12 protein-coding genes are annotated in these 14298 nt (G+C 28.7%); all 12 read left to right on the forward strand.

Translation table 11 applies throughout. The features are described 5' to 3' along the window. Window position 1 precedes the first annotated feature (1 nt). Entirely contained in the window at window positions 2–1564 is a 1563-nt protein-coding gene (locus tag AC5LG6_RS02025) for a SulP family inorganic anion transporter (protein ID WP_498585556.1), read from the forward strand. Beyond that, complete coding sequence (locus AC5LG6_RS02030) at window positions 1539–2168, forward strand: uroporphyrinogen-III synthase (protein WP_066359912.1); 630 nt, start codon at window positions 1539–1541, stop codon at window positions 2166–2168. The genes AC5LG6_RS02025 and AC5LG6_RS02030 overlap by 26 nt, the downstream gene beginning before the upstream one ends. Before the next feature lie 236 nt (window positions 2169–2404). After that, the gene (purD, locus tag AC5LG6_RS02035; RefSeq protein WP_498585557.1) at window positions 2405–3676 is read left to right on the forward strand and encodes a phosphoribosylamine--glycine ligase; all 1272 of its coding nucleotides are present in this window, start codon (window positions 2405–2407) and stop codon (window positions 3674–3676) included. A gap of 1 nt (window position 3677) precedes the next feature. Then, a complete protein-coding gene (locus tag AC5LG6_RS02040; protein ID WP_498585558.1) occupies window positions 3678–4121 on the forward strand; it encodes an RDD family protein in 444 nt (147 codons plus the stop codon). Further along, window positions 4114–6267: an LPS-assembly protein LptD gene (locus AC5LG6_RS02045; protein ID WP_498585559.1), complete on the forward strand. Its 2154-nt coding sequence runs from the start codon at window positions 4114–4116 to the stop codon at window positions 6265–6267. Before AC5LG6_RS02040 ends, AC5LG6_RS02045 begins: the two co-directional genes overlap by 8 nt. A 2-nt stretch (window positions 6268–6269) precedes the next feature. Beyond that, window positions 6270–6935, forward strand: coding sequence for a phosphoribosyltransferase family protein (locus AC5LG6_RS02050; RefSeq protein WP_066223034.1), 666 nt, complete (start codon window positions 6270–6272; stop codon window positions 6933–6935). Next, on the forward strand, window positions 6932–9076 hold the full coding sequence (locus AC5LG6_RS02055; RefSeq protein WP_498585560.1) for a polyribonucleotide nucleotidyltransferase: 2145 nt from the start codon (window positions 6932–6934) through the stop codon (window positions 9074–9076). The genes AC5LG6_RS02050 and AC5LG6_RS02055 overlap by 4 nt, the downstream gene beginning before the upstream one ends. 64 nt (window positions 9077–9140) lie before the next feature. Continuing rightward, entirely contained in the window at window positions 9141–9509 is a 369-nt protein-coding gene (locus tag AC5LG6_RS02060) for a response regulator (RefSeq protein ID WP_066223040.1), read from the forward strand. Window positions 9510–9532: 23 nt separating this feature from the next. Further along, entirely contained in the window at window positions 9533–11599 is a 2067-nt protein-coding gene (locus AC5LG6_RS02065; RefSeq protein ID WP_434228227.1) for a chemotaxis protein CheA, read from the forward strand. A 9-nt stretch (window positions 11600–11608) separates the two neighbouring features. Then, the gene (locus AC5LG6_RS02070; RefSeq protein WP_066168701.1) at window positions 11609–12454 is read left to right on the forward strand and encodes a CheR family methyltransferase; all 846 of its coding nucleotides are present in this window, start codon (window positions 11609–11611) and stop codon (window positions 12452–12454) included. Continuing rightward, window positions 12451–13125 carry a chemotaxis protein CheD gene (locus AC5LG6_RS02075; protein WP_141051430.1) on the forward strand — a complete coding sequence of 225 codons (675 nt, stop codon included), beginning with the start codon at window positions 12451–12453 and terminating at the stop codon, window positions 13123–13125. Before AC5LG6_RS02070 ends, AC5LG6_RS02075 begins: the two co-directional genes overlap by 4 nt. 19 nt (window positions 13126–13144) lie before the next feature. After that, on the forward strand, window positions 13145–14218 hold the full coding sequence (locus tag AC5LG6_RS02080; protein ID WP_066403922.1) for a protein-glutamate methylesterase/protein-glutamine glutaminase: 1074 nt from the start codon (window positions 13145–13147) through the stop codon (window positions 14216–14218). Window positions 14219–14298 lie beyond the last annotated feature (80 nt).

The raw sequence follows: 14298 nt of genomic DNA on the forward strand, positions 1-14298 counted from the left end.
TTTGACAATTCAAACTCTGAAAAATGATATTCTAGCTGGAGTTACTGTTGCTATTGTAGCTCTTCCTTTGGCTTTGGCATTTGGGGTTGTAAGTGGAGCAGGTGCTATTGCAGGACTTTATGGAGCTATAATATTAGGTTTTATTGCTGCACTTTTAGGTGGTGTTTCTGTTCAAGTTTCAGGACCAACTGGTCCTATGACTGTAGTAACAGCTGCTGCTGTTGCTACTTTTGCTAATGATTTTTCAACCGTTATGGCAGTTGTATTTTTTGCTGGAATTATTCAAATATCTTTTGGAATTGTTGATTTAGGTAAATGGATAAAGTTTATTCCATATCCAATTATTTCTGGATTTATGTGTGGAATAGGTGTTATTATTATAATTTTACAGATAAATCCACTTTTTGGAGCCAATACAAATAGCTCAATTGTTTATATAGTTACAAATCTTTTTGAAACGTTTGAAAATATAAATTATGAAGCACTTTTTGTGGGTTTAGTTACAATTTTTATAATGTTTTTAACTCCAAAAAGCATTACAAAAATAGTTCCAGCAGCTTTAATAGCTCTATTTTTTGTAACTATTTTAGCTACTATATTAAACTTAAATATTCCAACAATAGGTGAAATTCCATCCAAGTTACCAGACTTTATTTTACCATCTTTTAATATTTTAGAATTAAGCACAGTTCTTACTTTTGCTATAACTTTAGCACTTTTGGGTTCAGTTGATACTCAATTAACATCTGTTTTGGTCGATTCAAAACTAAAAACAAATCATAATTCAAAGAAAGAATTAATCGCTCAAGGTATTGGAAATACTATGTGTTCTTTTTTTGGTGCAATTCCAGGAGCAGGTGCAACTATGAGAACAGTTGTAAATATGAAAAATGGAGCAACAACTAGAATCTCTGGAGTTACTCATGCTATTGTATTACTTATAATAGCTCTGTTTTTAGCTCCAATTGCTTCAAAAATTCCTTTAGCACTACTTGCTGGAATTCTTATAAAAGTTGGTTTTGATATTTTAGATTATAGATTTTTACAAATCATACAAAAAGTATCAAAAGATGATTTAATTATTATGATAACTGTTTTTTTACTAACAGTTTTTGTAGATTTAATAATAGCAGTTGCTGCTGGAGTTTTCATATCATCATTTATGGCTGTTTATCAAATATCAAAAAATATCAAAATTAAACACTATAAAGTTTTAATAAATGATGAAAATATAGATATTATAAAAGTAAAAGGTGCTCTCTTTTTTGCTACAGCAATACTTCTTGAGAGAGTTCTAAATAAAGCTAATAGTAAAAAAATAGTAATTGATTGCACAGAAGTTAGTTATTTGGATATATCTGCTATATTTAAACTTGAAGATATTATAGAAAAATATGAAGAAAAAAATATTGAGATTATTTTGGTTATAAAGTATACTCACAAAAGAAGATTATTGAAAATAGGTAAAATTTTTAATACAATAAAGATATACAGAATCCTGGAACATGCAAAAATACATATAAAAGAAGAGTTAGAAAATGAGCAAAATATATCTACTAAATGAACAAAAATTTGATGGTGTAGAAAATCTTGAAGTTTTTGAGATAGAGTATCTAAAATTTGATTTAGATTTAAAAAAATATGATGCATTAGTTTTTACATCAAAAAATGCTATTTTTTCACTAGAAGAGAATGGTATAAGTTGGAAAAGTATTCCATCTTATGTAATAGCTCCAAAAACGGCAGATATTGCAAAAGAGTTTGGTGCTAATATAGCTTTTATTGGATTTAGTGGTCATGGAAATGATTTTGCATATGAACTAATACCATATTTAAAAGATAAAAAAACTCTATATGTAAGAGCATTAAAAACTGTATCAAATCTTGCAAATATTCTAAAAGAAAACGGTATAAATATAGATGAAGTAATTGCATATAAAACATCTTGTAATAAACAAGAAAAAAAAGCTTTAGATAAAAACTCCACAATTATTTTTACCTCTCCATCTAGTGTTGAGTGCTTTTTTAAAAAATATAGCTGGGAAGATAGCTTTAAAGCAATAGCTATAGGAAGAACAACTGCAATGTATCTTCCAAAAAATATAGAGTGTGAAATAAGTTCTATAACTAGTGTAGAAGAGTGTGTTAAACTAGCTTTTAAAAATTAGTTTAATCACAATTTTAAATTTTTTTAGATAAAATATTAAATTCTAAGTAGTACGGGATTTCCATTACTTGCGGGTCCGATAATATTTTATTTTATACAAATTTGTAGTTTATACCGTGTGCAGCATCTCCTTTGGTTTTTGCTCCTAAAGTATTTCTCTTGTATATATACTTGGCTTTTAGGGCCACCTTTATGGTTATCGGCTACTTGGATTTTTAAAAATTAAAGGGAAAAATAATGAATATATTAATACTTGGAAGTGGTGGTAGAGAGTACTCTATTGGACTTGCACTAAAAAATGAAAAATCTCACAATTTATACTTTATGCCAGGAAATGGTGCAACTTCTAACTTAGGAAAAAATATTAATATTACAGATTATGAAAAACTAGCAATTTTTGCAAAAGAGAATAGTATAGACTTAACAATTGTTGGACCAGAAGGACCTCTTGTAGATGGTGTTGTTGATATATTTAAGAAATATGAATTAACTATATTTGGACCTTCAAAAGAAGCTGCTCAACTTGAGGGCTCAAAAGCTTATATGAAAAATATATTAAAAAAATATAACATACCAACAGCAGCATTTATTGAAACATCAAATAAGCAAGATGCTTATGATTTTATTGATGGAATGAAAAATCTTCCAATTGTTGTAAAAGCAGATGGTCTTTGTGGTGGAAAAGGTGTAATAATAGCTCAAAGTAGAGAGGAAGCTAAAAAAACAGTTGATGATATGTTAAATGGAAGTAGTTTTGGGGAAGCTGGTGAAAAAGTTATTATTGAAGAGTTTTTAGATGGTTATGAGCTTTCTGTATTTGCAATTTGTGATGGTGAAAATTATAAAATACTTCCAGCTGCTCAAGATCATAAAAGAGTAGGAGATGGTGATACTGGACCAAATACTGGTGGAATGGGTGCATATGCTCCAACTCCTTTGGTAAATGATGATATTTATAAAAAACTTGAAGATAGAGTAATTAAGCCAACATTAAAAGGAATGCAAGAAGAAAATGCACCTTTTGAAGGTGTTTTATTTATTGGAGTTATGGTTGTAAAAGGTGAGCCAATAGTTTTAGAATATAATGTTAGATTTGGAGATCCAGAGTGTGAAATTTTAATGCCTTTGATTGAATCTAAAGTTTCTGAACTTTTCTATTATGGAGCGACAAAACAGCTTGATAAACTTGATATTAAGTTTAAGGACAAGTTTGCAGTTGGAGTTGTGATGGCAAGCTCTAACTATCCGTATAGTGCTTCAGCACCATCAATTATATCTTTATCAAATATTGTAGATAAAGAACTTTTAGAAAATAGTCATATATCTTTTGCGGGAGTTGAAGAAAAAGATGGAAATCTTATAGCAACTGGTGGAAGAGTTGCTGTTTGTGTTGCAATTGGAGACACTATTAAAGAGGCTAGAGATAGAGCTTATTTGCTTAGTTCTGAAATATCTTTTGATGGTAAAAAATTTAGAACAGATATTGCATATCAAGCTTTAAAGAATTAAAATGCAAGATCAAAATAGTACTTCAAACTTACAGCTAGCAACTCTTAGAAGTAGGGCATTGGCTTTTGTTATTGATGATTTAATTGTAACTTTATTAATCTGTCTTATTTATTGGAATAGTATTGTTGCTGTAAGTGATAATCAAGAGGCTTTAATAAATCTTATGCAAACAACTTTTGTAGTACCTTTAATACTATTAAAGATTATATACCATACTTTTTTTATTTGGTATTATGGACAAACTATAGGTAAAAAAATTGTAAAAATTAGAGTAATAGATGCTAATTCTTGGGAAAGAGTTAGCTTTTTTTCATCTTTTTTAAGAAGCTTAGGAAGAGTTGTATCTGAAATGTTTTTTTACATAGGTTTTTTAATAGGATTTTTTACAGAAGGTAGAAGAACTTTTCATGATTTTACTGGTAAAACGTTGGTAATAAATGCATAAAATAGTTGTTTCATTAGCTTTAGCCTCACTTTTAATTCAAGCAAATGCCGAAGAATTAAATATGGAAAAATTACAACTTGTTGCAAAAGATGTTGATACAAAAAACAACATTATAACTGCAGTTGGTGATGTTGTTGCATATTCTCCAACATATTATTTAAGCTCAGATAAAATGGTTTACGATAAAGATAGAGAGATTTTAGAACTTTTTGATAATGTATTAATTATCAAAGATAATAAAATTCAAACTCAAAGTAACTATGCTTATGTAGATATGAAAAATGATATTATAAATCAAGATCCAGTATTTTTAATGGATAACAGTTCAAACATTTGGTCAAACTCTAAAGAGGCAAATAAAGATAAAGATCTAATAACTCTTGAAAACTCTATTTTATCTTCTTGTGATTGTATAGATCCAATTTGGAGTATTAGATCATCTAGTAGTGATTATGATACTGAAGCTATGTGGATGAATACATATAATCCTAGACTTTATATAAAAAATGTTCCTGTATTTTATCTTCCATATTTTGGGTTTCCAACAGATACAACTAGAAGAACAGGACTTTTACTTCCAACTATGGGATATTCAAGTAGTGAAGGTTTTTTATATTCACAACCAATATTTATAGCTCCAGCTGATAATTATGATATTGAGTTAATTCCTCAAATTAGAACACAAAGAGGGTATGGAAGCTACGCAAATTTTAGATACGCTGATAGCCCTGATAGTATGCTTAATTTAAAAACAGGATATTTCAAAGAGTTTAATAATTATAGAAGAGAAGAAAAACTTGAAAATAGTGAGCATTATGGTTTAGATATTGATTATGAAAGAAAAAATATTTTTTCAACAAAAAAAGAGCATCAAGATGGAGTTTTTACCTCTGTTAGATACTTAAATGATATTGAATATATTATATTAAAAGAAGATGATGGTAATTTAGGAACTGATAAAAAAGTAGAATCTAAAGTAAACTATTTTTATAATACACCTGAATATTATGGTGGAGTTTATGGAAAATACTATATAGATGCTTCAAAAAAATCAAATGCTAACACTTTACAAGAGTTACCGCAAGTTCAGTTTCACTCATATAATAAAGAGTTGTTTTTAGAAAACCTTATATACTCTATAGATACAAAAGCTCAAAATTTTACAAGAAAAGAGGGCTTAAATGCAAAAATCTATGATATAACTGTTCCTATTAGTTATACAAAAAATATCTTAGATGACTATATGTATTTAGGAGTTGAAAATAGAACTATTTTAACTCAATATGATTACAGTAACTCTTTATATAATAATTTAAGATATGAAGATGGAACTTTAATCCAAAATAGAACATCTTTTATTGTTGGAACAGATTTAATAAAACCATATAGTGACTATATTCATACTTTAAACTTAAATGCTAGTTATGATATTCCTGAAAATTTAAGAAAAGATGGAGATTTATACAATATAACAGTAAAAGAGAATCAGCCACTGAAATATGATGAATTAAGTGTTTTTCCAACTTTACAAGAACAAAAAACGATAAAATTATCTTTAAATCAATCAATTTATGACAAAGAGAATTTAAAGCAGTTTATAAATCATAAGATGTCGCAATCCATCTTATATAATAGTGTAGATGAGCCAAAATTTCAAGATTTAGATAACTACATAAAGATAAATCATGATTATGGTTCATTATCTGGAAAAGTCGTTTATAATATGGATGATAACAAAGTTGTTGAAGGAAGTTTTGATAACTCATTAAGTTACGAAGATTTAACTTTTAGTGCTGGTTATTATTATAGTAAGAAGACAAACAATGAATTTAATACAAGAGATGATTTAGAATCATATAGATTATCAACTTCTTATAAACTAGCTAAAGATTACTCTATAAAATATTATGAAAACTATGATTTACAAGAAAAGAGAAGAAGTAGACAAGGAATAGGGTTAAATATAGATGATAGTTGTTGGAATTTAGATTTGCTACTTGAAAAAGAGATAACTCCTAGAAGTAGATATGTTCAGAGTACAAGAAGTTATGATAGTTATGAGCAAACTATTGTATATGCTGTTTTAATGCTAAAACCAATTGGTGGAATAAGACAAAAGTCTATAGTTCAAAATAGTGATAAATAATAATGAGTAAAGATAAAATATATTTCAAAAATAGAGAAGAGGCGGCTTATAAACTATTAGAAATATTACCAATAGATAGTATGAGGCTTGAAGAGTGGACGGTAATTGCTTGTTCATATGGTGGTTATGAAATTGCAAAAATAGTAGCAGATAGTTTGGATGCAGAATTTGATATTATGTTTAATGAAAAGATTTATGCTCCACAAAATGATGAGTGTGAAATAGCAGTTGTAACAGAACTAGAAGAAGTTTTAATACATGAAGAGTTAGTTAAAGCTTTTGATATAAATCTTGATTCAATATATATAATGTCTAAAGAGATATATAAGGATAATATAAGGCCAATAGCATATAGATTTAGAAATGGTGAAAAATTTCAAAATTTGGCTGGAAAAAATGTTTTAATTGTGGATGAGGATATAAATGTTGGTTTAGTTATGATGGCTTGTATAAAAACTATTATAAACCAAAAAGTAAAATCTATAAGTGTAGCAACTCCAATACTATCAACTGCTAGTATAAAAGCAATAGATAGTATTACAGATGATTTATATTATATAAAAAGTCTTGATCATTTTATTGAAGCAGAGTATTATTATGATACTTTTGAAGAGATAACTTACGAAGATATAAATAGAATTAAAAATGAAGGAAAAGAAAAAGAATGATAATAAAATGCGAATTAGAGCTAAATGAACAAAAAGAGATTTTTGAGTTTAATAAAATTGCTAAACAAGCAAATGGTGCTGTATTAGCTCAAATAGGAAATGCTGTTGTAATAGCTGCAGTTGCTAGTGAATTTGATAATCCTGTAAGTGAAGATTTTACTCCTCTTACTGTTCAATATATTGAAAAAACATATGCTTCTGCAAAACTTCCTGGAGGGTTTATAAAAAGAGAGGGAAAACCAAGTGATTTTGAAACTCTAACTTCAAGAGTAATTGATAGAAGTTTAAGACCACTTTTTCCAAAAGGTTTTGTATATCCAACAACAATAACTGTAATGGTTGTAAGTGCTGATAAAAATGTAGATTTACAAACATTAGCTTTAAATGCTGCAAATGCTGCTCTTTATACTTCTAATTTACCTATTAAAAAATCTGTTTGTGGTGTAAGAGTTGGAAAAATTGGTGATAAACTTGTAATAAATCCAACAAAAGATGATTTAGAAAATTCTACTTTAGATTTATATATAGCTGGTTCAAAAGATGAATTACTTATGATTGAGATGAAAACAATCTCTTCTTTAAATGATTCTAAACACTTTACAAACGAGATGGAAGAACAAACTTTAATAGAAGCGATAGCTTTTGCACAAGAGGCATTAAAAAAAGCAAATATAGCTTATGAAACAAATTTTGAAAAAGCTTGTAAAGTAAAGGCTAATGTAGAATTAATTGAGTTTGCAATAGAAAAAGATGTAATTGATTATGTAAGAGATAATTTCTCAAATGATATAAAAGATGCTATCAAAAAATTAGCAAAAAGTGAAAGAGCTGTTGAGTTAAAAGAGTTGGCAAAAAGTATAGCAAAAAATGATTATTGTACTATAAATGAAGTTGAATTTAAAACAATTTTTGAAGCAGTTAATATTGTAAAACGTGAATTAGTTAGAGCTATGATAGTAAATGAAAAAGTAAGAGCAGATGGAAGAGGTCTTAAAGATGTAAGACCAATAAATATTGAGACAAATATTTTACCATCAGCTCACTCTTCTTGTCTTTTTACAAGAGGTGAAACACAAGCTTTGGTTGTAGGAACGATTGCTGGAGCAAAAGATGGACAAATGTATGAGGTTTTAACAGACAAATCAACATCTATGGAAAATCTTATGGTTCATTATAATTTCCCTGGATTTAGTGTTGGTGAAGCAAAACCAATTTTTAGCGTAGGAAGAAGAGAGTTAGGTCACGGAAATCTAGCAAAAAAAGCATTAGAATCTACGATAAATAAGAACTTCAAAGATACTTTTAGAATAGTTTCAGAAATTTTAGAATCAAACGGTTCTTCTTCTATGGCAACTGTTTGTGGTGGTTCATTGGCACTTAAAGCTGCAAATATTCCAGTTTCAGATCTTGTAGCAGGTGTAGCTATGGGAATGGTTGTTGAAGGTGATAAATATTCTATTTTAACTGATATTATGGGACTTGAAGACCATGATGGAGATATGGATTTTAAAGTTGCTGGAACTTCAAAAGGTATTACAGCTTTACAAATGGATATAAAACTTGGTGGAATTGAATTAAATGTTCTACAAGAAGCACTTTTGCAAGCAAAAGAGGGTAGAGTTCATATTTTAAATATTATGGAAGAAGCAAGTAAAGATATAGTTTCAAGTCCTGCTTTACCAAAAATTGAAGAGTTTGAAGTTGATAGTTCTAAAATGATGGTTATTATTGGAAAAGGTGGAGCTACAATTAAAGAGATTATCGAAAAATACTCTGTAAATATAGATTTAGATAGAGATAATGGAGTTGTTAAAGTAAGTGGAGAAGACTCTTCTAAAATTACAGAAGCAAGCGATTTTATAAAAGATTTAGTAAATAACTCAACTTCATACAAAGCACCAGTAAAAATAGATTTTGAAAAACTTTATAGTGTAGATGAGATTGTTTCTGGAAAAGTTGAAAGAATAGTTGATTTTGGTGCATTTATTCTTCTTGCAAAAGGAGGAGAAGGTCTTTTACATATATCTAAAATTTCAAAACAAAGAGTAGAAAAAGTAAGCGATATTCTAAGTGTTGGACAAGAAATAGATGTAAAAGTTCTAAAAATTCAAAAAGATAAAATAGAACTAGGTTTAAATTAATATTAATTAATTTTGTGTTAGGATGGGAAAAATTTTTAAATGAATAAAATCAAGGGGCTAATATATGGCTAAACTTTTAATAGTAGATGATTCTACAATGCTTAGGGATATGTTAAACTACGCTTTAAACGAAGGTGGTTATACAGATGTTGTTGAAGCAGTAGATGGAGTAGATGGTCTAGCTAAGGCAAAAAATACAAATTTTGATTTAATTATTACAGATGTTAATATGCCAAATATGGATGGTTTAACCTTAATTGGTGAACTTAGAAAAATTCCTCAATATTTAAAAACACCTATTTTAGTTTTAACAACTGAAAGAAGTGATGAAATGAAAGCTAAGGGTAAATTTGCAGGAGCTACTGGTTGGATTGTTAAGCCTTTTGTTCCAGATCAGCTTTTAAAGGCTGTAAATATAGTGCTAAGTAGATAAATCAAAAAGGGGAGACTTAAATTATGTCATTTGATATTTCAAAATATAGAGAAATGTTTTTAGAGGAAGCAGCAGAGCTTTTTGAGTCAGCTGATAATGTTTTGTTGGCTGCTGAAAACAACGGAAGTTTAACAGATGATGAAATGGGACAACTTTTTCGTGATGTTCACACATTAAAAGGGAGTGGTGCTTCTGTTGAATTAGCTTTTTTTGCTGAGTTTACCCATGATGTTGAAAATTTAATGGACAAATTAAGAAGTCATAAAATTGAGTACCAACCTGAGATGGCTGAAACTCTAATAGATGGGCTTGATGTTATGAAAGAAATTTTAGAGTTAGAAGTATCAAATGAAATTAATAGAGAAAAATTTCAAGAGCTAACAAGCTCTTTACTAGAAGAGATTAGAGCATATTCAAATGGCTCTACTACTAATAAAAAAGAAGAAGAGCAAATTACTCAAAGTGTTAAAGTATTAGAAAAAATAGATACACCAATTTCTGATGAAAAAGAAGAATTTGGTTTCTTCAGTGATGATTTAAATAGTCAAAGAGATAGAAAAGATATGCCTTTTGGTATTTTTGAAGATGATGATACTGATGATAAAAATATTGGTTTTTATGATGAAGAACTTGAAAATATATCGAATAACACAGATGATAATAAATTTAAAATTGATGAAAATAAAGAAAATTTTGGTTTCTTTGATGGTATGGAAAAAATTTCACCAAATTCTGTTATGGAGATAAATGATATTGAATCTGAAACTTCTAATGAAAATAAAATAGCTGAACAAGAAAAAAAAGACCTCCCAACTACTGTATCTAGAAGAGCTAAAGAAAATAGTGATGACACTGAGAAAAAGTCCATCTCAAATAATAACAATAGCATTAGAGTAAATCTTGATAAAATTGATTTATTAATGAACAATGTTGGAGATTTAGTTATTACAAATGCTATGCTTACACAGTTTTCATCAACTATTGAAGAGAGTAAAACTAGAGGTTCTGTTTTAGAGAGATTAGAACTTCTTGAAAGACATATTAGAGATATGCAAGATAGTATTATGAGCATTAGAATGGTTCCTATGGATTCTATTTACTCAAAATTCCCAAAAGTGGTTCGTGACATATCTAAAAAACTTGGTAAAAAGGTTGAGTTTAAACATTATGGTGATAATGTTGAGATAGATAAAGCTATGATTGAAGGATTAACAGATCCTTTGATGCATATTATTAGAAACTCTCTTGATCACGGTATTGAAATGCCTGAAGATAGAATAAAAGCTGGTAAGAGTGATACAGGAACTATTAGTATTTCAGCAGAACAAGCAAATGGTCAAATGATAATTACAATTGAAGATGATGGTAAAGGTGTTGATAGTGAAAGAGTTGCTCAAAAAGCACTAGAAAAAGGTCAAATTGACGAAAATCAATTTGCAAGTATGTCTCATAATGATAAGGCTCTTTTAATTTTTGGAGCAGGGCTTTCAACAGCTGATCAAATAACTGATATTTCAGGTCGTGGTGTTGGAATGGATGTTGTAAAAACAAATATTCATAAATTAGGTGGGATAATTAAGCTTGATACTGAATTAGGAAAAGGTACTGTTATTACTATTATGCTTCCTTTAACACTTGCAATTCTTGATGGTCTTGATATAAGAGTTGGGGATCAAAAATATATCTTACCGCTTAGTTCTATTGTTGAATCACTTCAACCAACAGCTAATATGATTAAAAAAATTGGTGATGGAACTCAAGATTTACTAATGCTAAGAGAAGAGTTTATTCCTGTAGTTAAGCTTCATAAACTATTTGGTCTTAAAAAAAGTTTTGAAAAACTAGAAGATGGTATGTTAATAGTTGTAAAATCAGGAAACACAAAAGTTGCACTTTCAATTGATGAGTTTTTAAATCAACATCAAGTTGTTGTTAAACCTCTTGATAAAAACTTTAGAAGTGTTCAAGGAATTGGTGCTGCTACAGTGAGAGGTGATGGAAGTATAGGGCTTATTCTTGATGTTTTAGGAATAATTGATGCTCAAATTAAAATAGAAAAAGATATGAATGCAAATAAAAGAGCATCTTAAGAAATAATTATGGCATATACAACACAAGATGTACATGAAAAAATAAAAAAACTTCTTTATTCTCTAACGGGAATTACCCTTACAGAGAATAAGGATATTATGATTTCAAATAGAATTGATAAACTAAAAAGAAATTGTAATAACTATGGCGACATAATGGAACTTTTAGACTCTGTTGAAAAAGGACAAAATGTAACAGAGTTTATAAATACTTTTACTACAAATAAAACTCATTTTTTTAGAGAAGAGTTTCATTTTGAAGATTTAAGAGATAGAGTTCTTCCAGCTTTTTCAAAAAATAAAGAGAATATATCTATTTGGTGCTCTGCATCTTCAACAGGAGAAGAGCCTTATTCAATCGCTATGACTATATTTGAAGCTAATAAATTACTATCTTCAAATATCAAAGCAAATATAATAGCAACTGATATTGATACTAATGTTTTACAATATGCAGCTGATGGAATTTATAGATATTCTAAATCATCAAAAGAGTTTCCATCTTGGATTAAACCTCAAAACTATTTTAAAAGAAGAGTGCAAAAAAATCTATCAGGCGAAGAAGTTTTAATCAAAGTAAATGATGAATTAAAAAAAATGATTACTTTTCATATAATGAATCTAAATAATGATAGTTATCCTTTTTCAAATCATCAATTTGATGTAATCTTTTGTAGAAATGTTTTAATTTATTTTTCAGTAGAAGATCAAAATATTATTCTAAAAAAATTATTTAAACATCTAAAAATTGGTGGAACTTTATATTTAGGACACTCAGAAAATCCTCAAGATTTAATACATTATGTAAAAAGAGTAGGGCAAAATATTTTTGTTAAAGAGAAAGATTTAAGATGATTACTATTGGTAGAAAAGATGGTAATATAGAAAAACTATCTTTAGCTAATATAACTCAAAAAACAAAAGGTTTTCCTACTCATACAGTTATTGGTGGTGAGTTTGCAGTAGCTCCTGATAGCGATAATGTTGCTTTAAAGACTCTTTTGGGTTCTTGTGTTGCTTTAATGTTTTATGATAGAAAAAAGAAAATAAAAGCGATGAATCACTTTTTGCTGCCTGATACAAATGATAATTCAAATGATATGAAATATGGATTATATTCGGTTGAAGCTATGCTAAATGAGATGTATAAAATAGGTTGTTTAAAATCTGATATTGTTGCTAAAATATCAGGTGGAGCTGATATTATGAATTTAAATCTAAAAAACTCTATAGGGTCAAGAAATGTTGAATTTGCAAAAGAGTTTTGCCGTAAAGAAGGTTTTAGAATTATATCTGAACATGTAAGAGGTGAGCATGGAAGATTAATACTTCTTGCTGATAACTTTGAAACATTTATTAAAGTTACTCAAAAAACTGAGACAGATAGTAAAATTCTATCTAATGAGAAATCATTGCAGATTGAAATCTCTAAAGCTCCAGTTATTAAAGAGTACACAGGGGCAGTTGAACTATTTGGTAAAAATAATAAGAAAATTGAAGAAACTATGGAAATTGAACTTTTTTAAAAAATATTTAGGATAAGAGATGTATACGGTATTAATAATTGATGATTCTGCCTCTATGAGACGAATTTTAAAAGATATGATAAACTCTATTGACGAATTTGAAGTAGTTGCAGTTGCAAATGATGCCTACGAAGCTAGAGAAAAAATTAAAGAGTATGAGCCTGATTTAGTTACTATTGATATAAATATGCCAAAAATGGATGGAGTTACATTTTTACGAAATCTAATGAGACTTCATTCTATGCCAGCAGTTGTAATTTCAGGAGAAAGCGTAAGAGGAAGCGATATTTTCGATGATGGTGCTGTTGGATTTATTCCTAAACCAAGCTCTGGAGAGAGTATGGCATCTTTTGAGTCAAGAATAAAAGATACACTTTTGAGTCTCACTTTTTTACTAAAAAGATATACATTAAAAAAACCAGCTCCTTTAAAAAAAGATTACAAGCCAACACCAACACCAGATTACAAAGTTCATCCAGATGAAGTTATTCCTCTAAGAGCAGCAAAATTTGGAGGACAAAAAGTGATAGCTATTGGCTCATCAACAGGTGGTGTGGAGAGTTTATTAAAAGTGTTTAGCAGATTACCTTCAGATTTACCACCAATTGTTATGACACAGCATATTCCATATGGATTTTCAAACTCTTTTGCCTTAAGATTAAATGACCATTCAGCAGTTGAAGTTTGTGAAGCAAAAGATGGGCAGATTTTAGAATTTGGACATGCCTATTTAGCACCCGGAAATATGCATTTAACTATTGAAAAAATAGGAAATGAGTTAAGAACAAAGCTTCTTGACACAAAAAAAGTAAGTCAGCATAAACCAAGTGTTGATGTTTTATTTAGATCAGTAAATAATAGTGTAGGGGGAAGCGCTATGGCTGTTATGATGACCGGAATGGGAGATGATGGAACAATTGCAATGAAAGAGCTTTTTGATAATGGTGCATATACTATTGCACAAAATGAAGCTACTTGTGTTGTTTTTGGAATGCCTATGAAAGCAATACAAGCAGGAGCAGTAAAAGATATAGTTCCTTTAGATGAGATTGCAGATTATATAATAGCTTTTTCAAAAGGAAAAGTTAGATAATAAATTGTTTAAGAATAGAATATTAACTTTAATAGATATTCTGTTCTTAACAAATATAATATATTTAGTATTGAAAACCA

The sequence above is a fragment of the Arcobacter thermotolerans genome, from assembly GCF_983172305.1.